General features: G+C 63.7%; 18 protein-coding genes and 1 other RNA gene. 6 read left to right on the forward strand and 13 right to left on the reverse strand.

The window, feature by feature from the left end:
• Nucleotides 1-19: 19 nt before the first annotated feature.
• The 11 genes from AC0L2L_RS19055 to ffs all read right to left on the reverse strand — a co-directional run bounded on the left by AC0L2L_RS19055 (nt 20) and on the right by ffs (nt 11,231).
• Entirely contained in the window at nt 20-769 is a 750-nt protein-coding gene (locus tag AC0L2L_RS19055) for an ABC transporter ATP-binding protein (RefSeq protein ID WP_473580179.1), read from the reverse strand.
• Nucleotides 766-1,602, reverse strand: coding sequence for an ABC transporter ATP-binding protein (locus AC0L2L_RS19060; RefSeq protein WP_473580181.1), 837 nt, complete (start codon nt 1,600-1,602; stop codon nt 766-768). The genes AC0L2L_RS19055 and AC0L2L_RS19060 overlap by 4 nt, the downstream gene beginning before the upstream one ends.
• A gap of 10 nt (nt 1,603-1,612) precedes the next feature.
• Entirely contained in the window at nt 1,613-2,533 is a 921-nt protein-coding gene (gene nikC, locus AC0L2L_RS19065) for a nickel transporter permease (protein WP_473580183.1), read from the reverse strand.
• Complete coding sequence (locus AC0L2L_RS19070) at nt 2,530-3,597, reverse strand: ABC transporter permease (RefSeq protein ID WP_473580185.1); 1,068 nt, start codon at nt 3,595-3,597, stop codon at nt 2,530-2,532. Before AC0L2L_RS19070 ends, nikC begins: the two co-directional genes overlap by 4 nt.
• A gap of 18 nt (nt 3,598-3,615) precedes the next feature.
• Complete coding sequence (locus tag AC0L2L_RS19075) at nt 3,616-5,253, reverse strand: ABC transporter substrate-binding protein (protein WP_473580187.1); 1,638 nt, start codon at nt 5,251-5,253, stop codon at nt 3,616-3,618.
• A gap of 266 nt (nt 5,254-5,519) precedes the next feature.
• Nucleotides 5,520-6,794: a lytic murein transglycosylase gene (locus AC0L2L_RS19080; protein ID WP_473580188.1), complete on the reverse strand. Its 1,275-nt coding sequence runs from the start codon at nt 6,792-6,794 to the stop codon at nt 5,520-5,522.
• A gap of 172 nt (nt 6,795-6,966) precedes the next feature.
• The gene (gene recR, locus AC0L2L_RS19085) at nt 6,967-7,572 is read right to left on the reverse strand and encodes a recombination mediator RecR (RefSeq protein ID WP_473580190.1); all 606 of its coding nucleotides are present in this window, start codon (nt 7,570-7,572) and stop codon (nt 6,967-6,969) included.
• Nucleotides 7,573-7,667: 95 nt separating this feature from the next.
• Nucleotides 7,668-8,663 (reverse strand): cell wall hydrolase, encoded by a 996-nt coding sequence (locus AC0L2L_RS19090; protein WP_473580192.1) that lies wholly within the window; start codon nt 8,661-8,663, stop codon nt 7,668-7,670.
• Between the two features lie 216 nt (nt 8,664-8,879).
• The gene (locus AC0L2L_RS19095) at nt 8,880-9,203 is read right to left on the reverse strand and encodes a YbaB/EbfC family nucleoid-associated protein (protein WP_027165932.1); all 324 of its coding nucleotides are present in this window, start codon (nt 9,201-9,203) and stop codon (nt 8,880-8,882) included.
• 22 nt (nt 9,204-9,225) lie between these two features.
• On the reverse strand, nt 9,226-11,028 hold the full coding sequence (locus AC0L2L_RS19100) for a DNA polymerase III subunit gamma/tau (protein ID WP_473580194.1): 1,803 nt from the start codon (nt 11,026-11,028) through the stop codon (nt 9,226-9,228).
• A 106-nt stretch (nt 11,029-11,134) separates the two neighbouring features.
• An RNA gene (ffs, locus tag AC0L2L_RS19105) (signal recognition particle sRNA small type) lies at nt 11,135-11,231 on the reverse strand.
• A 168-nt stretch (nt 11,232-11,399) separates the two neighbouring features.
• Between ffs and AC0L2L_RS19110 the strand changes: the two genes are divergently transcribed.
• From AC0L2L_RS19110 to AC0L2L_RS19120, 3 genes are read left to right on the forward strand one after another with little or no spacing between them, the layout of a single operon-like run.
• Nucleotides 11,400-11,819 carry an HIT domain-containing protein gene (locus AC0L2L_RS19110; RefSeq protein ID WP_027165934.1) on the forward strand — a complete coding sequence of 140 codons (420 nt, stop codon included), beginning with the start codon at nt 11,400-11,402 and terminating at the stop codon, nt 11,817-11,819.
• A 53-nt stretch (nt 11,820-11,872) separates the two neighbouring features.
• On the forward strand, nt 11,873-12,814 hold the full coding sequence (nudC, locus tag AC0L2L_RS19115; protein WP_473580197.1) for an NAD(+) diphosphatase: 942 nt from the start codon (nt 11,873-11,875) through the stop codon (nt 12,812-12,814).
• Nucleotides 12,815-12,824: 10 nt separating this feature from the next.
• Complete coding sequence (locus AC0L2L_RS19120) at nt 12,825-13,127, forward strand: Dabb family protein (protein ID WP_292247591.1); 303 nt, start codon at nt 12,825-12,827, stop codon at nt 13,125-13,127.
• A gap of 288 nt (nt 13,128-13,415) precedes the next feature.
• Here the strand turns inward: AC0L2L_RS19120 and AC0L2L_RS19125 are convergent, their stop codons facing one another.
• Complete coding sequence (locus tag AC0L2L_RS19125) at nt 13,416-14,279, reverse strand: prephenate dehydratase (protein ID WP_473580199.1); 864 nt, start codon at nt 14,277-14,279, stop codon at nt 13,416-13,418.
• Nucleotides 14,280-14,288: 9 nt separating this feature from the next.
• A complete protein-coding gene (locus tag AC0L2L_RS19130; RefSeq protein ID WP_473580200.1) occupies nt 14,289-15,017 on the reverse strand; it encodes a 3-deoxy-manno-octulosonate cytidylyltransferase in 729 nt (242 codons plus the stop codon).
• Between the two features lie 192 nt (nt 15,018-15,209).
• On the opposite strand from AC0L2L_RS19130, the gene AC0L2L_RS19135 reads away from it, so the two are divergent.
• The 3 genes from AC0L2L_RS19135 (at nt 15,210) to AC0L2L_RS19145 (ending at nt 19,890) form a co-directional block, all read left to right on the forward strand.
• The gene (locus AC0L2L_RS19135) at nt 15,210-15,875 is read left to right on the forward strand and encodes a c-type cytochrome (protein WP_473580202.1); all 666 of its coding nucleotides are present in this window, start codon (nt 15,210-15,212) and stop codon (nt 15,873-15,875) included.
• A gap of 257 nt (nt 15,876-16,132) precedes the next feature.
• A complete protein-coding gene (locus AC0L2L_RS19140) occupies nt 16,133-18,013 on the forward strand; it encodes an extracellular solute-binding protein (RefSeq protein ID WP_473580203.1) in 1,881 nt (626 codons plus the stop codon).
• 14 nt (nt 18,014-18,027) lie between these two features.
• Nucleotides 18,028-19,890, forward strand: coding sequence for an extracellular solute-binding protein (locus AC0L2L_RS19145; RefSeq protein ID WP_473580205.1), 1,863 nt, complete (start codon nt 18,028-18,030; stop codon nt 19,888-19,890).

The raw sequence follows: 19,890 nt of genomic DNA on the forward strand, positions 1-19,890 counted from the left end.
TTGGCCATGTGTGGGAAGATCAAGCCACCCTCACAAACCCCTCGCTTGCCCTCAGCAAATTGCGCGTATAGTCCGCGCTCACCCGATGCCCGATCAACTGGCTTGCCGTCAGCGTCTCCACCGCTTCGCCGTTCTGCATCACCATCAGCCGCTCGCACATGTGGGTGATGATGGCGAGGTCGTGGCTGACCATCAAGAAGGTGAGCTTGCGCCGCCGCCGCACCTCTTCGAGCAGGTTCAGCACCTCCGCCTGAACCGAGGCATCGAGCGCCGAGGTCGGCTCGTCGAGCAGCAGGATCGAGGGTTCGAGGATCAGCGCGCGGGCAATCGCCACGCGCTGGCGCTGGCCGCCGGAGAGCTGGTGCGCATAGCGGAAGCGGAAGCCTTTGCCGAGGCCGACCTCGTCCAGCGCGCGCTCGATGCGCTTCTCGCCGTCGGCAATGCCGTGGATGGCCAAGGGCTCCTGCAGCAGCCGGTCGACCGTCTGGCGAGGATGCAGCGAGCCATACGGATCCTGGAAGACCATCTGCACTTCACGGTAAAAGGCCTTGTCGCGGGTCTTGCCAAGTCTCTTGCCGTTGACGGTGATGGTGCCCGAGGAAACCGGCGCGAGACCGGTGATGGCCCTCAGCAGCGTCGACTTGCCGGAGCCGCTTTCGCCGACCAGGCCGTAGGACTCGCCTTCCCGCACTTCGAGGCTGACGCCCTTCAGCGCGCGGAAGCGGTCGAACACCACTTCCAGCCCTTCGATGGCGATCGCGGCCGTCATGCCGCCCATTCCTGCTTGCGATCGAGCACCGGCAGCGGATGGCGTTCGAAGCCGATCTTCGGCATGCAGTTGAGCAGGCCGCGCGTGTAGGGATGCCGGGCATCGCGCAGTTCGGAAGCCTTGATCTGCTCGACGACCTTGCCGGCATACATGACGACGACGCGGTCGCAGAAAGAGGAAACCAGGCGCAGATCGTGCGAGATGAAGATCAGGCCCATGCCGCGCTCGCTGACCAGCTTGTCGAGGATGTTCAGCACGTCCAGTTGCACGGTGACGTCGAGCGCCGAGGTCGGCTCGTCGGCGATCATCAGCTCCGGCCCGGCGATCAGCATCATGGCGATCATGGCGCGCTGGCCCATGCCGCCCGAGACCTCGTGCGGGTATAGGTCGAAGACGCGCGCCGGATCGCGGATCTGCACCGCCTGCAGCATGGCGAGCGCCCGCTCGCGCGCCTCGGCTTTGGAGACCTTCTCATGCGTGCGCAGCGTCTCGACGATCTGCCGGCCGATGCTCATCACCGGGTCGAGCGAGTATTTCGGATCCTGCAGGATCATGGCGATGCGGTTGCCGCGCAACGCGCGCCGTTCACGCGGCGATATGGAAAGCAAATCGATGCCGTCGAGATTGAGCTTCTTCGCCGAAACCTCGGCCTGTGGCGGGGTGAGGCCCATGATGGCGCGGCCGGTCTGCGACTTGCCGGAGCCGCTCTCGCCGACAATGCCGAGACGCTCGCGGCCGAGCGAGAAGGAGACGCCGCGCACGGCCTGCACCAGGCCAGTGCGGGTCGGGAAGGTGACGCGCAGATCGTCGACGTCGAGAAGCGTGTCGCTCATTGATCGCCACTCATTGATCGCCGCTCCGGGGGTCGAGCGCGTCGCGCAGCCCGTCGCCGAGCAGGTTGAAGCCGAGGCTGACGATCAGGATGGCGAAGCCCGGCGCGCCCGCGACCCACCATTGATCGAGGATGAAGCGGCGGCCCGATGCGATCATCGTGCCCCATTCTGGCAGCGGCGGTTGCGCGCCGAGGCCGAGGAAGCCGAGCCCGGCGGCGGTGAGGATGATGCCGGCCATGTCGAGCGTCACCCGGATGATCAGCGAGGAGATGCAGAGCGGCATGATGTGGCGCAGCACGATGCGGAAGGGCGAGGCGCCCATCAGTTGCACCGCCTTGATGTAGTCGGAGTTGCGCACCGTCAGCGTCTCGGCGCGCGCGATGCGCGCATAGGGCGGCCAGGAGGTGATGGCGATCGCCAGCACCGCGTTCTCGATGCCAGGTCCCAATGCCGCGACGAAGGCCAGCGCCAGCACCAGCTTCGGAAAGGCGAGGAAGATGTCGGTGACGCGCATCAGGATCGCGTCGGTCCAGCCGCCGGCATAACCGGCGATCGTGCCGACCAGAAGGCCGATGGGCGCGGCGATGACGGCGACCAGGATCACGACGTAGAGCGTCCAGCGCGAGCCGTAGATGATACGCGAATAGATATCGCGGCCGAGGTCGTCGGTGCCGAACCAGTGCGTGGCGCTCGGCGCCAGCAGGCGCGCATTCTTGAGGTCGCCCACTGTAGCCGAGTAGGGTGCCAGCACGCCGGCAAGGGCGGCAACCATCACCAGCGCGAGAATGATGAGCAAGCCGACGAAGGCCAGCCGGTTGGCTGTGAAGCGCCGCCAGGCGACATAGGCGCGGCCGAGCCGCGCCTGCAGGCGCGAGGCCGGCCGGTCGCTGAGCAGCCACGCACGGCGGGATTGAATGGCTTCAGCGCTCATCCGGCCTTCGTCCTTGGATCGAGGAGCTTGTAGAGCAGATCGGACAGAAGGTTGATGGCGATGAAGACCGAGCCGATGATGATGGTGCCGCCGAGCACGGCGTTCATGTCGGCATTCTGCAGCGAATTGGTGATGTAGAGCCCGATGCCTGGCCAGGAGAAGACGGTCTCGGTCAGCACCGAGCCTTCGAGCAGGCTGGCATAGGAAAGCGCTATCACCGTCACCATCGGCACCGCGGCGTTGCGCAGCGCGTGGCCCCAGATGATGCGCGCCTCCGACAGGCCCTTGGCGCGTGCCGCTACGATATATTCCTGCGCCATTTCGTTCAGCATGAAGGAGCGCGTCATGCGGCTGATATAAGCAAGCGCGAAATAGCCGAGCAGCGAAGCCGGCAGGATGATATGGCGGTAAGCGTCGTAAAAGACATCCCATTGCCCCTGCATGGCCGCGTCGAGCAGGTAGAAACCAGTGATCGGCGTGAAAGTGTATTCGTAGACTACGTCGAGCCGCGCCGGGAAAGCGACCCATTGCAGCTTGGCATAGAAGAGCACGAGGCCGAGAAGCCCAAGCCAGAAGATCGGCACGGAATAGCCGATCAGGCCGATGATGCGCGCGATCTGGTCGATGAAGCTGCCGCGCCTGACTGCGGCGAGCACGCCAAGTGGCACGCCGATGATGGCGCCGATGATGGTGCCAAGCGTCGCTAGCTCGATGGTTGCCGGGAAGACTCGGCGGATGTCGGACATCACCGGATTGGTGGTCAGCACCGAGGTGCCGAAATCGCCGTTGAGGGCACTTTTCACGTAGATGTAGAACTGCTCGATCAGCGGCAGGTCGAGACCCATCTCGCGGCGCGTGCGCTCGACGACGGCTATCGGAGCCCGGTCTCCGAGCACAGCCAGCACCGGGTCGATCGGAATGACGCGGCCGATGAAGAAGGTGACCGCGAGAAGACCGAGATAGGTCGTCACCGCGATGACCAGAAAGCGGCCGATCGACGACAAGATGGCAACGGCGCGGACGCTACCGCGCCCGGCCGCCGCCTGGTTCTCAGTTACGCTCACGCGGCGCGTCCGAAAACGCTATTCCTTTGAGACCGAGCCGACGAAGTTGGTGTCGAAGCTCGGGCCGAGCGCGAAGCCTTTGAGGTTCTTGCGCAGGCCGGCCACTTCGAGTTGCTGGTGGATGATGACGAAGGGGCTGGTGTCGAGGATCTTCTTCTGCAGGTCCTTGTACATGTCGGCGCGCTTGGCCGAATCCTTCTCCAGCAGCGCCGCCTCGGTTTCCTTTGTCAGGTCCGGAATGTCCCACGAATTGCGCCAGGCGAGCGTGTGCGACTTGCCGGCATCCGAATTGTCGGGGTTCGAGGCGAAGGTCTGGGCATTGGAGTTCGGGTCGAAATAATCCTGCCCCCAGTTGCCGATATAGATGTCGTGGTTGCGGGCGCGGTATTTGGTCAGCGTCTGCTTACCGTCGCCGGGAATGATCTCCAGCTGGATGCCGGCCTGGCCGAGCGTCTGCTGGATCGATTCCGCCATGCCGGTGGTCGGCTGGCCGGTGCGCACGTCCATGGTCACCTTGAAGCCGTCCGGCAAGCCGGCCTTGGCCAACAGTTCCTTGGCCTTGGCGACGTCGAGCTTGAAGGGATTGTCGTCGATGGCGCCGAGATCGCCCTTGGGCAGGAAGGACTGGTGGATCTCGCCGATGCCCTTGAGGATGGTGGTGCTCATCGCGTCATAGTCGACCAGGTATTTGAAGGCCTGGCGCACTTCCGGCTTGGCGAGGGTCGGGTTCTTCTGGTTGAGGCTGATGTAGTAGACCGTGCCCTTCGGCGCGCTGGTGGTGGTAATATCGGCATTCTTGGCGATGGCGTCGAGGTCGTTAGGCTCGAGGTTGCGGGCAACATCGATATCGCCGGCTTCGAGCGCAAGGCGCTGCGCCGAGCTCTCCTTCATGTTGCGGTAGATGACGCGGGCGAGCTTGGCCTTCTCGCCGTTGTAATTGTCGTTGCGCTCCAGGACGACGGCTTCGTTGGCGCGCCATTCGCGCAGCTTGTATTGGCCGGAGCCCGCATAGCCGGTCTTCAGCCAGGCATTGCCGAAGTCGTTGTCCCATTTGTTGTCGGCGCTGGGCGTTACGGCGGCGACATGTTCCTTGACCAGCTTGGCGTCGACGACGGAGGCGACGGTGGCCGACAGGCAGTTGAGCACGAAGCTCGGCGCATAGGGCTTGTCGACGACGAACTGGAAGGTGGTATCGTCGACGGCCTTGGCCTTCTCGGTGACATTGTCGCCGCTGATGCCGAACTGGCCGATGATGAAGGCCGGGCTCTTGTCGAGCTTGATCGCGCGTTCGAAGGAATAGGCGACATCGGCCGCGGTGATCGGATTGCCGGAGGCGAACTTCATGCCGGGCTTGAGCTTGAAGGTGTAGGTCAGGCCGTCATCGGAAACGGTCCAGCTTTCGGCGAGGTCGCCCTTGACCTTGGAGGTGTCGCTGAGATCGAGACGGACCAGGAGATCATAAGTGTTGCCGGTGACTTCGGCCGTCGACAGCTCGAACGCCTCGCCCGGATCCATCGAGATGATGTCGTCGATGGCAAAGCCCTCGACCAGCGTATCGGCAGGCGTGACCGCGAAAGCGGGCGCGACGAGCAGCGCGGACAACGCGGCGCCCGCTAGCAAGGCGCGAGAGCGGAGAGCAAACTTTTCCAGCATCATGATGATCGTTCCCTGTTTTGTTGACCTGAGTTCCCGGCTCAGGGCTGTATTATTCTTTGCAGAGCCGTCACCGGCCTTGACCACTTACCGTCGTGTTTTTTGTCCAGTTGGTCAACACCCTATTCGGCAGTGCCGAGACCGGCAACGGACATTTTGCGAGACAGCGCATTGGACCAGAACCGGCGGTAACGAGTCGGCCTATGCGCCGGCTAGTTGAAGCCGAAAACCGGGAAAAATCTGCTGCAGTTCGTGGCCCGGATGCAGCGCTATTTCAGCTGTGCAACCAGGCTTGCGTCAGGGAAACAGGTGGCGGGCCTGCCGCTCTTTGCCTGCCAGATGCCGATCGAGCGGCGGGTCTTGAAGCCGGGCAGGCCGTCCGCGCTGCCTACGTCGTAGCCCTTGGCCTCCAGCGCGCGCTGGAGGGCCGCGATATCGGACCGGTGCAGGTCGCCGACCGCGCCCCAGTTGCCGGCAAAGGTGGCGTCGCCTTTGGCGATGCGGTCGGCTGCATGGCCAATGAACAGGCCGTAGAGATCGCTGTTGTTATATTGCTTCAGCACATAGAAGTTCGGCGTGACGATGAACGCCGGACCGCTGCGCCCGGCCGGCATCAGCAGCAAGCCCTCGGCCTTCAATTCGCCGGCCTGGAACGCCTTGCCGTCGACGCGCCTGATGCCCATCGCCACCCAATCCGAAATCTTCTTGCCCTGGTCCGGTCCTTCGAGCGAGCAGGAGACATTTGCCGGCGCCGTCACCTCGGCCCCCCAACCGCGCCCCCTCACCCAGCCATAGTGGACGAGATAGTTGGCGATCGAGGCGAGCACGTCGGGCGTCGAATTCCAGATGTCGGGCCGGCCGTCGCCATCGAAGTCGACGGCGTGTTTCAAGAAGGAAGTCGGCATGAATTGCGGCTGGCCGAGAGCGCCGGCCCAGGACGACTTCATGGCGTTGACCGGCGCCAGACCGCGTTCGACGATTTCGAGCGCAGCCAGCACCTCGGTGCGGAAGAAATCCTTCTTCGTCGACATGAACGCCTTGGTGCCCAGCACCTCGAAGGCGTCGTATGGCATCTTGGCCGCGCCGAAGCCGGTCTCGCGGCCCCAGATCGCCAGCACGATCTCGCCCGGCACGCCATAGCGCTTCTCGATCAGCCCGAGCACCCGGACGTTGGCGCTTTCGCGCGCCCGCCCGCCGGTCGTGACGGCGCGGATGATCTTCTCGGCGAAATAGTTGGCGGGCGGCCCGAACTCGGCCTGGTGCTGCTTCTCAGGTGTCGTCGGTTTCTCGCCGGGCAGGACGAGGTCCGGCAGCTTGAGATTCGGCTTCACGCCGAGAAAGGCGGCATCGAAGGTTTTCTTGGTGATGCCTTTGGACTTGGCTTCGGCCCAGAGGTCGGTCTGAAGCCAGGCCTGGAACTGGTCGTCGATGGGGGCGGCGTGGGAGGGAGTGGTGAAAAGCCCAATCAGTGCAATCGTTAGAAATGCGAGGGCAAGCTTGCAAAAGCCGCGTTCTGTCGCCCCCCCCTCTGTCCTGCCGGACATCTCCCCCTCTTGGGGGGAGATCGGCCGTCGCTTTGGCTTTCGCCAACCGCCAACGTTGAAAGGAAGATGCGGCCGTCGAAGGTGCCAATCTCCCCCCTTGAGGGGGAGATGTCCGGCAGGACAGAGGGGGGCGCGAAGGAATGCTGTCATTTCCAAGTTGCCCCCAGCAATCTCAAAACGCCGTCCTCGATCGCAGCGCCGCGGCGAGCGTGCCTTCGTCGAGATAATCGAGCTCGCCGCCGACCGGCACGCCATGCGCGAGCCGTGTCACCTTGATCTCGAAGCCGGACAACTGATCCGTGAGGTAGTGCGCCGTGGTCTGCCCCTCGACGGTCGCGTTGACTGCAAGGATCACTTCCTTCACCTCGCCGCCGGCGACGCGGTCGACCAATGAGCGGATGTTGAGCTGATCCGGGCCGATGCCGTCGAGCGGCGACAGCGTGCCGCCGAGCACATGGTAGCGCACGTTCATGGCGGCCGCGCGCTCCAGCGCCCAGAGGTCGGAGACGTCCTCGACGACGATCAGCGTGCCGGCGTCGCGGCGCGGGTCGGTGCAGATCATGCAAGGGTCGGAGGTGTCGACATTGCCGCAGGTCGAACAGATGCGCACCTTGTCGACCGCCTCGCCCATGGCGGCGGCTAAAGGCTCGAGCAGCTGTTCCTTCTTCTTGATGAGATGAAGCGCGGCGCGCCTGGCCGAGCGCGGCCCAAGCCCCGGCACCTTGGCCAGGAGCTGGATCAGGCGTTCGATTTCCGGACCGGCGATTCTCTTCGACATCGCTCTGATCTAGGATTTTTCAGAGCGGTTTGGAACAGCCCGCGAAGTTGGTGGTCCGCAATGCTGCCATTGCTGCCCCCAGGGGACAGTCGGACTCAGTTGGTTTCGAGCGGCCGGTCCTGGCTGACGATCATCGCGCCGATGGCGTCGGTGTTCTCAGGCGTCGACTGGAAGCCCATCGACGCTTCCTGCGGCGCGTCGGGCACCGAAGTGACGTAGCGGCCCTTGAGCGTGCCGCCGAAACGCGAGGCGTCCGGTTCGGCCATCGGCTCCTGCATCGCCACGACCGTCTGTTTCTGCGCGAGACGGCCGGACTTTGTGGATGATGGGGCGGATGGTGCAACGGAAGCCGTCACATAGGTCTGTTCGGCGGAAGCGTCTTCGGTCCGCGCGGCGGCCATGGCGGCCTGCTTTGCGGGGTCCGGACGAACGATCGTCTTGACGACCGGCTCGGCGGAGGCGACGAGCACCGGCGCGGCGGCCGCGGGCTTCTGGCGGCTGGACTTCTGCTGGTCGCCCACGTTCATGGCGACCATCGGCTCGTCCGGTAGCGGTTGCCAGTTGCGGCCGCGCTTCTCATAGAAGGCGTTGCCGCCGGCCACCATCGTGTAATGCATGTTGTTGTAGGGGAAACGCAGGCCGGCGGTGTGGAAATACATGGTGTTCTTGAGCTTGGCCTTGCGCTCGCCTCTCAGCACCGCATCGGCGGCTTCCTCGACATCGGGCAGCGCCCTGGAGTTCATCGGCCGCGTCAGCACGCCGGGCGCGAACTGGCCTTTCTCGCCGACGACCTCGCAAATGGTGCTGCCGTGCTGGCCCGAGCGCAGCCGGTTCATCACGACCGTGCCGACGGCGATCATGCCGTCGCGGCTCGACCGATTGGACTCGAAGAACATCGCCCTTTGCAGGCATTCCTTGTCCTTCAGCGAGTGGCTTGAACGGGTGGTGAGGAAACTCGGCGTGAGGGCGTCGGTCAGACCCGACACCGACATGCCATGGGAGGAAGTGGTCTGGCTGCAACCGGCCAGGAGCAAGGGGGAAGTGACGATGCCGATAAGCAGCAGCGGCGTCTTCCATCGCGTCGCGATCACCAAAAAAGCCTCATGTCCAGATGCCAGCCCGCCCCGAGATGTGGCAAGAATGAGACTCTTTCAGGCAAAAAGATGGCTAGAAGGTTAGCAACTTCTGGACTTAGGTAAAACTTTATGAAAGCCTCGAAATGAGCCCGTGAACAACGCCGGCAAATTGTTAATATTGCGGCCCGGGCTCAATTTTCGTTCATAATCAATTAACTGGAGGACGCCGCCTCAGAACGGCAATTTCATTCCGGGCGGGATCGGCAAGCCCGCCGTCAACGCCTTGGTCTTCTCCTGCATGATCTGCTCGACCTTATTTTTGGCGTCATTGTGGGCGGCCAGAATGAGGTCCTCGAGGATCTCGGCTTCGTCCGCCTTGATGAGCGAAGGATCGATCTTCAGCGCCTTCATCTCGAACTTGCCGGTGAGCGTGATGCTGACCAGGCCGCCGCCGGCCTGGCCGGTGGCTTCGAGCGTGGCGATCTCGTCCTGCATGGCCTGGAACTTGGCCTGCATTTCCTTTGCCTTGCCCATCAGGCCGAGAAGATCTTTCATCGGGGTGGTCCTCTAAAGTGTTTCAGGTCTCGTCGTCATCCGCCGCGGGCTCGACCGGCAGGTCCGCTTCGGCCTCTTCCACTTCCGGCACGTCCGGGATGCGTACGTCGATGATCTTGGCGCCGGGGAAGCGGGCGAGGATGGCGGCGACCGTCGGGTCGCTCTTGGCGTCCGAGAAGGCGTTCTCGCGCTTCGTCGTCTCCATCTCGGCCAATGTCTGGCCGCCCTCTTCCTTCGACAACGACACCAGCCAGTTGCGGCCGGTCCAGGCACGCAGCTTGGAGGTCAGGTCGTTGAGCAGCATCTTGGGCGCGTCGTCGGTCAGGGTGACGTCGAGACGGCCGGGCTCGATGCGCACCGGCCGCACGCAGCGTTTCAGCAGTACCTTGAAGGCCATGTCGCGATTGGCGTCGGCAAGCGCAACAATGTCGGCCAGCGATTTGACCGGAACGACTGGCGCCTCAGTGACGGGCGCCGGCGCCGGAACGAATGCCTCCGGCACAGGCTGCGCCTCGACCAACCGCATCGCCTGGGCGCCGCCACCGTTGGAAGCCGGCATCCGGGCCTGCGCGACAGCACTTGCGCCGCCGCCATTGCCGGCCGGCGCTGCAGCATTGGAGCGCGGCGCGCCATTCGGCAGCGGGCCCGCGCCTTCCAGAGATTTCAACGCCTCGTCCAGCGTCGGCAGGTCGGCGGCATGCGCCAGCCTGATCAGCACCATTTCGCCGGCGCTGACCGGACGGTTGGACGACTGCACTTCGGGAATGCCCTTGAGCAGCATCTGCCAGGTTCGCGACAGCACGCGCACCGAGAGCGTGCCGGCGAATTCGGCGCCGCGCCGGCGCTCGTCCTCGGACAGCGATGCATCGTCGGCCGCAGCCGGCACGAAGCGCAGGCGGGTGACGAGGTGGTTGAACTCGGCAAGATCGGTGAGCACAGCCGCCGGATCGGCGCCGGTGTCGTATTGCGCGCGGAATTCGGCCAGGGCTGCGGCGACGTCGCCTTTCATGACGTATTCGAACAGGTCGATGATGCGGGCGCGGTCGGCGAGGCCGAGCATGGCGCGCACCGCGCCGGCGCTCACGGCGCCGCTGCCATGGGCGATCGCCTGGTCGAGGATGGAAAGCGAATCGCGCGCCGAGCCTTCGGCGGCCCGCGCGATCATCGCCAAGGCCTCGTCGTCGACGGAAATGCCTTCCTTGGCGGCTATCGAGGACAGGTGCCCGACCAGCGCACCGGCGTCGATGCGCCTGAGGTCGAAACGCTGGCAGCGGGACAGGACCGTGATCGGCACCTTGCGGATCTCGGTGGTGGCGAAGATGAATTTGACGTGCGGCGGCGGCTCTTCCAGCGTCTTCAGCAGGCCGTTGAAGGCCTGCGTGGAGAGCATGTGCACTTCGTCGATGATGTAGACCTTGTAGCGGGCCGAGACCGGCGCGTAGCGCACGCGGTCGATGATATCCCTGATGTCGTCGATGCCGGTGTGGGAGGCGGCGTCCATCTCGATGACATCGACATGGCGGCCTTCCATGATCGCCTGGCAATGCTCGCCGGGGATCGAAAGGTCGACGGAGGGCTGGTCCACGGTCGCGGTCTTGTAATTGAGCGCCCGCGCGAGGATGCGCGCGGTCGTCGTCTTGCCGACACCGCGCACGCCGGTCAGCATCCAGGCCTGGGCGATGCGGCCGGTGGCGAACGCATTGGTCAGCGTGCGGACCATCGGCTCCTGGCCGATCAACTCGGAAAAATTCGCAGGACGATATTTGCGCGCCAGCACGCGATAGGCGCCGGCCTTTTCCGTCCCTAAGTTTCCGGCTTCGCTCATTCGCCGTCAAAAGCTCCAAGGACCGCGACGGAAGGCGGCCGATTCCTGCGCATAGTCTCGCCCGCACGGCTTGGCGCCGTCAATGTCGCGGGAGAAAGGCGAAGAGGCGGGAGGCTGGAACAATGACCCGTTCCGGGCTCGTTAGGGCTGCTTCCTTCCGGACCTGACCCGGTTGGCGAGTGGATCGTCCACCACCAACCTCCCGCGCTCCATATCGGCAATTCGGCGGCGAAATGCAAGGGCAGAGCCAGAACCTACAGCCACAAGTCCTTCAAATCGATAACAGCGGCCAATGAATCGCTTGCAGCCACCTTGCCGCCGCTCTAGCGTTCTTGGTTTGAAGAATGTTACAAAAAATGAAGGAAACGCCCATGCTGCCTGGCCTCAAGGCCGGTTTCACGCTGGACGCCCGGCTGGAGGCGGACAGCGAGCAGCTTATGTGGCTGGGCCTGTGCGAGCTCAGGCTGATGAATGATCGGCGCTGGCCATGGCTGGTGCTGGTGCCGCAGCGGCCGGGCACGGAAGAAATCCACGAAATGACGCCGCTCGACCAGGCGATGCTGACTTTCGAGACGAATATGGTGGCGCAGGCGCTGAAGCGGGTGACCGGCTGCACCAAGATCAACACCGGCGCGCTCGGCAACATCGTGCGCCAGTTGCATGTCCACGTCGTCGCCCGGTCCGAGGGCGATCCCGGCTGGCCGGGACCGGTCTGGGGGCACGGCATACGCGAACCTTACCAGCGTTCCGATATCAGGCGGTTTGCCGAAACGATCAAGGCGGCGCTATAAGCTGACCAGTGTCCATTCAGCCCACCCGAGTCGTTCAGCCCACCCGAGTCCCCATGAGCTTTCGCCTGTTTGACGCGCCCTTGCGCGAGCCGAGCCAGTTCGCCGGTTTCGCCGGCAACCAGATCGACCGTCAGTCCGAGAACCGCGCCGACGATGCGGTCGAAAAGGCGCTGGCCGATCAAAGCGCGCGGCTGATGCTGATGCATGCCGGCCGACTTTACCTCAAACTCGATGACGGCAAGTTCGACCCCTGGTTCAAGGCGGATGAAAGCGGAGCTTTCGAAGCGGCCCTCGATCAAGGCGTGCTGCTCGGCTTTTCCGAGCAAGGCCCGGTGCTGGCGGTGCCGGCTGGCGTCGAGCCGGAAAAACTGCCCGAGACGGTCAAGGCGATCGACTATCGTTCCGTCTATATGCAGGGGCTGATCGACGAGGCGGCGGCCGGCGCGCTGGCGCAAGGGGCAGCGCTGCTGGCCTGGCATGTAAGCCACGCCTTCTGCTCGAAATGCGGCAACCGCTCGGGGATGCGCGCCGGCGGCTACAGGCGCCATTGCCCGGCTTGCGGCATCGACCATTTCCCGCGCACCGATCCGGTGGCGATCATGCTGACGGTGACGGGCGAAAAATGCCTGCTGGGGCGCGGCAAGCATTTCGCGCCGGGCATGTATTCGGCCCTTGCCGGCTTCATCGAACCCGGCGAGACGATCGAGGCGGCGGTGCGCCGCGAGACGCTGGAGGAAGCCGGTATCCGGCTCGGCCGCGTCGTCTACCACGCCAGCCAACCCTGGCCGTTCCCCTATTCGCTGATGATCGGCTGCTTCGGCGAGCCGCTCAACGAGGATATCCAGGCCGACCTCAACGAACTGGAGGACTGCCGCTGGTTCTTTCGCGACGAGGTGCGCACGATGCTGGACAGGCAGCATGCCGATGGCTTGATCACGCCGCCGAAAGGGGCGATCGCCCATCACCTCATCCGCGCCTGGGTCGATAGCGAATAGGAGCCGAGAAATGATCCGTCACACCGTCGTGTTCACGCTGAAGCATCCATTGCAGTCGCTGGAGACCAAGCGGTTCCTCCACGACGCCAAGAAGATCCTCACCGGGATCAAAGGCGTCACGCATTTCGAGCAACTGCGGCAGGTTAGCCCGAAGAACGACTACCAGTTCGGCTTCTCGATGGAGTTCGCCGACCAGGCGGCCTACACCCGCTACAACGAGCACCCCGACCACGTCGCCTTCGTGCGTGACCGCTGGGTGCCCGAGGTCGAGGCGTTCATGGAGATCGACTACGTGCCGCTGGGGTTTGGCTGAGACGGGGCGGAGCGCCGACAGAGATTAGCGAAGGCCCTCATCGCTTCGTCATTCCAGGGCGAAGCGAAGCGCAGACCCTGGAATCCATGCCGTGACTTTTGCGAAGGGTGCAGCGGAGCAGAATCTGCACCGGGGGCGGCGCGTCGACGTAACGGCATGGATCCTCGGGTCTGCGCGCGTCGCTTCGCTCCTTGCTTCGCCCGTGGATGACGAAGCACGGGGGCTTCGGCCAGTCTCGAAGGGTGCGGTCGTGCTTCGAAACCGTCAGTTGACGGACCAGCGACCGCCCTAATCCGCCACCTTCCACTGCTCGCGCGAGGCGCTCGCAGGATAGACGCCGAGGATGCGCATCTCGCGCGAGAAGAAGCGCAATTCATCCAGCGCCAGCTTGACCAGCGGATCGTCCGGGTGGCCTTCGATGTCGGCGTAAAACAGCGTCGCGGTGAAGGCGCCGAGCTGATAGCTTTCGAGCTTGGTCATGTTGATGCCGTTGGTGGCGAAGCCGCCCATTGCCTTATAGAGCGCGGCCGGCACATTGCGGACGCGGAAGATGAAGGTGGTCATCATCTTGGCGTCCGGCGCAGGGCGCTCGACCCATTGCTTGTTCTTGGTCAGCACGACGAAGCGGGTGACGTTGGAGTCGGTGTCCTCGACATTCTTCTCGATGATATCGAGCCCATAGAACTCGGCGGCTAAAGCCGGCGCCAGCGAGGCCATGGTGCGGTCCCTGACCTCGGACACCATCTTCGCCGAACCCGCCGTGTCGCCGGCGATCACCGGCTTCCAGCCGTTCTTGCGGATGTATTTGCGGCACTGGCCGAGCGCATGGATATGGCTGTGCACGGTCTTGATCTCTTCGCGCTTCACCCCGGGCAGCACCATCAGCTGGAAGTGGATCGGCAGGAAATATTCGCCGACGATGTGCAGCTTCGATTCCGGCAACAGGTGATGGATGTCGGCGACGCGACCGGCGATCGTGTTCTCGATCGGGATCATGGCGAGCTCGGCCTTGCCGGTCTCGACCGCGTTGAAAGCGTCCTCGAAGGTCGGGCAAGGCAAGGGTTCCATCGACGGGAACATGTTGCGGCAGGCCGTGTCGGAGTTGGCGCCGGGTTCGCCCTGGAAAGAAATTCTGTTGGTCTTAGCGGTCATGCTTGTTTCTCAACTTGAAAGGATTTGCCTGGCGCGATCGAGGTCGTGCGGCGTGTCGACGCCAAGCGGCAGCGATTGGACGATCTCGGCGTCGATGCGCATGCCGGCTTCGAGGGCGCGCAGCTGCTCCAGCCGCTCGCGGCGCTCCAGCGGCGACGGTTTCAACGCGACGAAGCGTTCGAGCGCGGCACGGCGATAGGCGTACAGGCCGATGTGGTGATAGAGCGGCCCCTCGCCCCAGGGCGCGGTGGCGCGGGTGAAATAGAGCGCCTTCAGCCGTGTCGGCGACAACGGCGAGCCGACGATCTTGACCACGTTGTGGTTGGTCTTCTCCTCGTCGCGCACGATCTCGACGCCGAGCGTGGCGATATCGACCGCCTTGTCCGCGAATGGCCGCAGCGACGCGCCGATGATCTCGGGATCGATGGTCGGCAGGTCGCCCTGCACGTTGACGATCGTTTCCACCTTCTTCTCGGGATCGAGGGCCGTCAGCGCCTCGAAGATGCGGTCCGAGCCCGATTCGTGGTCAGAGCGGGTCAGGACCGCCTCGAACCCATGCGCCCGTACGGCTTCCGCGACCGCTTGCGTGTCGGTCGCCACGACGACGCGGCCGAGCCCGGCCTCTGCGGCGCGGCGGGCGACATGGACGATCATCGGCGCGCCGGCAATATCGGCCAGCGGCTTGCCCGGCAAGCGCGTCGAGGCCATGCGGGCGGGGATCAGGATCAAGGTCGACATCGGATTTTGAGGCGCTCAAAAAACGCGGATGGAAAGTGGCAAAAGGTCTCACTGGAAGCGCCCTTATAGGTGTTGCAACGCCTGAGCAAAAGACCTAGTTTCCGCCCGGTTTGACTGCCCTTTCGAGGCAGTTCGCGATACCGACGGACGGAGTGGACGGGACGGTCCGCCGGAAAAGGGAGCAAGGGGCGTATGGATTCCAGCGAAGTCAACAAGCTGCTCGGCGGATTTCTGGGAACCTGCTTCATCGTCTTTTCCATCGGTCTCGTCTCGGACGGGCTGTTCGCCTCGCCCACCCCAGAGAAGCCCGGCTTCGCCATCGAGGCGACCGAGCCGACCGAAGGCGGTGCTGCCGCTCCTGCCGCGGCCGAAAAGCCGATCGCCGACCTCCTGGCCAGCGCCAGTGCCGAAAAGGGTGCCGCCATCTTCAAGAAGTGCCAGGCCTGCCATTCCGGCGAAAAGGGCGGCCCGAACAAGGTCGGCCCGGACCTGTGGGACATCGTCGACCGCCCCGTCGCCGAGCACGAAGGGTTCGCCTATTCGGCCGGCATGAAGGATTTTTCCAAGGGCGGCCAGGAGCATTGGACCTACGACAACCTCAACCACTTCATCACCTCGCCGAAGAAGTTCGTGAAGGGCACGGCGATGGGCTTCGCCGGCCTGCCGAAGGACGAGGACCGCGCCAACGTCATCGCCTATCTGCGCACGCTGTCGGACAATCCGAAGCCGCTGCCGCAGCCCGGTGCTTCGGCCGAAGCCAAGCCCGCGGAAGGCGCCAAGCCAGCCGAAGCCGCCAAGCCGGCGGAAGGAACCGCTCCGGCCAAGCCCGCGGCGCCGGCGCCAGCGCCCGCTCAATAAACAATTTGTCATAGAGACTTCCTTGGAAAAGCCGGGTTCGTCCCGGCTTTTCTGTTAGGAAACCTGCAATAGGCGGCGACAAAGGCTGCGCTTGCGGTTTTCACCGGCGTCAAATGATCTAGATTGCCGGTGGGTAGAGCAATTCCAGGAAAAATGGGAACCGGCTTTCCATCCGGAATTGCGTCGAAACAAGGCGATAGGCGGCTGTCGTTTCCGTGAAACGATGAACGCTCTAGGGTTCGTGACGAGGAGAACGCATGACGGTTGGCCGCTCCCGGACATTTTTCGCATCTATGTTGGCCTGCGCTTTCGCCGTCAGCCTGCAGGCGAGCTTCGCCGACGAGTGGCACACCACCTCCTCGCTGGTCGGCCCTTCCAAATACGGCGAAAACTTCCAGCGCTACGACTACGTCAATCCGGACGCGCCGAAGGGCGGCACCCTCAATACCGTTGTCGTCGGCACCTTCGACAGCTTGAATCCTTACATCGTGCAGGGGTCGCCGGCTGCCGGCTTCGCCCAGTTCACTGGGGGGCTCCTCTACGACACATTGATGGACCAGGCGACCGATGAGGGCAGCGTCAGCCATCCGCTGGTCGCCGAGGCCTACAAGTACCCGGCCGACTATTCGTCTGCGACCTACCGGCTAGACCGACGCGCCAAATGGCATGACGGCCAGCCGATCACCGTCGACGACGTGGTCTGGTCGTTCCAGGTGCTCAAGGCCAATAGCCCGATGTACAGCCGATATTTCGAGAATGTGACCGAGGCGGTCGCGATCTCGGACCGCGAGGTCGAATTCCACTTCAACCAGAAGGGCAATCGCGAACTGCCCAAGATTCTCGGCGATCTCGTCGTGCTGCCGAAGCACTGGTGGGAAGGCACCGACGCAAGCGGCAAGAAGCGCGACATCACTAGGCCGACGCTGGAGCCGCCGCTGGGCTCCGGCGCCTACAAGATCGCCAGCTTCAAGCCGGGCTCGGAGATCGTCTGGCAGCGCGTGCCCGACTATTGGGGCGCCAAGCTGCCGGTGAAGATCGGCCGCGAGAATTTCGACACCCAGCGCTTCACCTACATCCTTGACGACAATGCCGCGTGGCAGGCCTTCACGAAGGGCGGGCTCGACGACATCAAACCGGAAAACAGCTCTCGACGCTGGGCGACGGCCTACAACTTCCCCGCGGTCAGCGCCGGCGACGTGATCAAGAAGGTATTCAAGACGACGTCGCCGCAGCCGATGCAGGCTTTCATGCTCAACCAGCGGCGACCGATGTTCCAGGACCGGCTGGTGCGGGCCGCGCTGACCTATCCTTTCGACTTCGAAACGATGAACCGCACGCTGTTCTACAATTCGAACACGCGCACCCACAGCTATTTCGGGGGCACGGAGCTGGCGTCGAGCGGGCTGCCACAAGGCAAGGAGCTGGAAATCCTCGAAAAATACCGCGACAAGCTGCCGCCGGAGGTGTTCACGCAGGAATTCAAGCTGCCGGTCTACGACTCGCCGCAGGCGAAACGGAAGAATCTCAAGACGGCGGTCGAGCTGTTCGCAAAGGCAGGGTGGGTGATCAAGGGCGGCAAGATGGTGAACGCCAAGACCGGCGCGCCGTTCAAATTCGAAATACTGGGCTCGGCAGACACCGACCAGGTCATCTCCAGTCCCTGGATCGCCAATCTGCGCAAGATCGGCGTCGAGGCGACACTGCGGATCATCGACCAGTCCCAGTACATCAACCGCCGCGATCATTTCGACTACGACGTGATCATCGGCATACTCGGCCAATCGGAATCGCCCGGCAACGAGCAACGCGACTTCTGGAGCTCGAAGGCGGCCGATTCGCCGGGATCGCGCAACTATTCCGGCATCAAGAACCCGGTCGTCGACGCGCTGGTCGATCGCATCATCTTCGCCACCGACCGCGATGACCTCGTCGCCACCACCCATGCGCTCGACCGTGTGCTTTTGTGGAACTACTACGTCGTGCCGCAGTATTACCGCGCGGTGGTCTGGCTCGCCTATTGGAACAAGTTCGGCATGCCGGAAAAGCAGCCGAGCTACCGCGGCGCCGATACCGACTCCTGGTGGCTCGACACCGAGAAGGAAAAGGCGCTCGCCGCCAAATACAAGGGCCTCAATTGATGAGGCGGCAGACGATGCTTCCTCGCCGCGACTTCCTGGCGCTCGGCGCGGCGGCAACGGCTGCGGCGCTGCTGCCCGGCAAGGCGTTCGCCGCCATTCCGACCGGCGTGAAGGTGCACGGCCTGTCGGCCTTCGGCGACCTGAAATACAAGCCGGATTTCGCGCATTTCGACTATGTCAATGTCGATGCGCCCAAGGGCGGCACTTTCAACTTCTCCCCTCCCAATTGGGGCGCCAACCAGAGCCCGCAGACCTTCAACACGCTGAACGCCTTTGTCCCCAACGGCGATGCGCCGCAGCGCATGGAGATGTGCTTCGATTCGCTGATGGTGCGGGCGCTTGACGAGCCCGACGCGGTCTATGGGCTGATCGCCGACGGTGTCACGATTTCCGACGACCGCAACGGCTTCGCTTTCTCGCTGCGTCCGCAGGCGCGGTTCCATGACGGCACGCCGCTGACCGCCGACGATGTCGCCTTCACCTTCAAACTGCTGAAAGACAAAGGGCATCCGGGCTACGCGCTGTCGCTGACGCATCTGGAAGACGCCGTGGTGAAGGATGCTCACACCGTCGAGCTCAAATTCTCCGGCAAACAGTCGGCCCGCACAATCCTCAACGTCGTCGGATTTCCGATCCTGTCGAAGGCCTTCTTTACCGCCAACCCGTTCGATTCCTCGCAGCTCAATCCGCCGCTCGGCTCAAGCGCCTACAAGGTCGATCGCTGGTCGGCGGGCGCCTGGATCGAGTATGAACGGGTGGGCGACTATTGGGGCAACGACCTGCCGGTCAATCGCGGCCAGAATAATTTCGGGCGTATCCGTATCGAGTTCTACCGGGACCGCACGGCCGGTTTCGAGGCCTTCAAGAAGGGCGAGATCCTCTACCGCGAGGAGTTCACCTCGCGCGTCTGGGCGACGGCTTATGATTTTCCGGCCTTCACCGCCGGCAAGGTGGTCAAGCATGAATTTCCGGCCGAAACGGTGCCCTCGATGCAGGCCACCGCCGTCAACCAGCGGCGCGCCCAGTTCCAGGACCCGCGTGTGCGGCAAGCGATCGCGCTGTGCTTCGATTTCGAATGGACGCGGCGCAATTTCTTTTACGGCTCCTATGAGCGCTCGCAGTCCTGCTTCGAGAAATCAGACTTTCGTGCCGCGGGGGCGCCATCGCCGGAGGAGCTCGCATTGCTGGAGCCGCTACGCGACAAGCTGCCGCCCGAGGCTTTCGGCGAGGCGGTGACACAGCCGCCGTCCGATGGGTCGGGACGCGACCGGAAGCAGCTCGGCAAGGCAGCGAAGCTGCTGGCCGAGGCCGGCTGGAAACGTTCCGGCGATTTCGTCGTCAACGAGAAGGGAGGACGGCTGCCCGCAGAATTCCTCGCCGACGACGAGACATTCGTGCAGGTTTTTTCGCCCTGGGTCGCCAACATGAAGGCTATCGGCATCGATGCCTCAATCCGGCTGGTCGATTCGGCCCAGTACCAGCTCAGGCAATCGACATTCGATTTCGACCTGCTCTCGGCCGCTTTCTCCTTCAGCGCGACGCCAACCCGCGACGACCTCGAGATCTTCTTTCATTCGCGAAGCGCAGGCGTTTCAGGCTCGCGCAACCTGCCGGGCATAGCGAGCCCGGCCATCGATGCGCTGATCGACGCCGTCGGCGCCGCCAAGGACCGCGAAACCCTGACGGTCGCGATGCGCGCGCTCGACCGGGTCTTGCGTGCGCGGCGCGATTGGATTCCAAGTTGGTATCTGGCGAATCACCGAAGCGCCTATTGGGACATGTTCGGCTTTCCCGAACAAAAACCCGATTTCGGCTTTCCGGTCGAGGCGCTGTGGTGGGTCGACAAGGGCAAGGCGGCAAAAATTGGCAAAGCCTGA

Source organism: Mesorhizobium sp. WSM4832, assembly GCF_055811115.1.

What these genes read in the sequence shown, in the direction of transcription:
- nikC (WP_473580183.1), bottom strand. Translation starts at nt 2,533, where the DNA reads ATGAGCGCTGAAGCCATTCAATCCCGCCGTGCGTGGCTGCTCAGCGAC.
- recR (WP_473580190.1), bottom strand. Translation starts at nt 7,572, where the DNA reads ATGTCGAAGAGAATCGCCGGTCCGGAAATCGAACGCCTGATCCAGCTC.
- AC0L2L_RS19125 (WP_473580199.1), bottom strand. Translation starts at nt 14,279, where the DNA reads ATGACCGCTAAGACCAACAGAATTTCTTTCCAGGGCGAACCCGGCGCC.
- nudC (WP_473580197.1), top strand. Translation starts at nt 11,873, where the DNA reads ATGAGCTTTCGCCTGTTTGACGCGCCCTTGCGCGAGCCGAGCCAGTTC.
- AC0L2L_RS19075 (WP_473580187.1), bottom strand. Translation starts at nt 5,253, where the DNA reads ATGATGCTGGAAAAGTTTGCTCTCCGCTCTCGCGCCTTGCTAGCGGGC.
- AC0L2L_RS19080 (WP_473580188.1), bottom strand. Translation starts at nt 6,794, where the DNA reads ATGTCCGGCAGGACAGAGGGGGGGGCGACAGAACGCGGCTTTTGCAAG.
- AC0L2L_RS19135 (WP_473580202.1), top strand. Translation starts at nt 15,210, where the DNA reads ATGGATTCCAGCGAAGTCAACAAGCTGCTCGGCGGATTTCTGGGAACC.
- AC0L2L_RS19145 (WP_473580205.1), top strand. Translation starts at nt 18,028, where the DNA reads ATGCTTCCTCGCCGCGACTTCCTGGCGCTCGGCGCGGCGGCAACGGCT.
- AC0L2L_RS19120 (WP_292247591.1), top strand. Translation starts at nt 12,825, where the DNA reads ATGATCCGTCACACCGTCGTGTTCACGCTGAAGCATCCATTGCAGTCG.
- AC0L2L_RS19130 (WP_473580200.1), bottom strand. Translation starts at nt 15,017, where the DNA reads ATGTCGACCTTGATCCTGATCCCCGCCCGCATGGCCTCGACGCGCTTG.
- AC0L2L_RS19140 (WP_473580203.1), top strand. Translation starts at nt 16,133, where the DNA reads ATGACGGTTGGCCGCTCCCGGACATTTTTCGCATCTATGTTGGCCTGC.
- AC0L2L_RS19100 (WP_473580194.1), bottom strand. Translation starts at nt 11,028, where the DNA reads ATGAGCGAAGCCGGAAACTTAGGGACGGAAAAGGCCGGCGCCTATCGC.
- AC0L2L_RS19095 (WP_027165932.1), bottom strand. Translation starts at nt 9,203, where the DNA reads ATGAAAGATCTTCTCGGCCTGATGGGCAAGGCAAAGGAAATGCAGGCC.
- AC0L2L_RS19055 (WP_473580179.1), bottom strand. Translation starts at nt 769, where the DNA reads ATGACGGCCGCGATCGCCATCGAAGGGCTGGAAGTGGTGTTCGACCGC.
- AC0L2L_RS19110 (WP_027165934.1), top strand. Translation starts at nt 11,400, where the DNA reads ATGCTGCCTGGCCTCAAGGCCGGTTTCACGCTGGACGCCCGGCTGGAG.
- AC0L2L_RS19060 (WP_473580181.1), bottom strand. Translation starts at nt 1,602, where the DNA reads ATGAGCGACACGCTTCTCGACGTCGACGATCTGCGCGTCACCTTCCCG.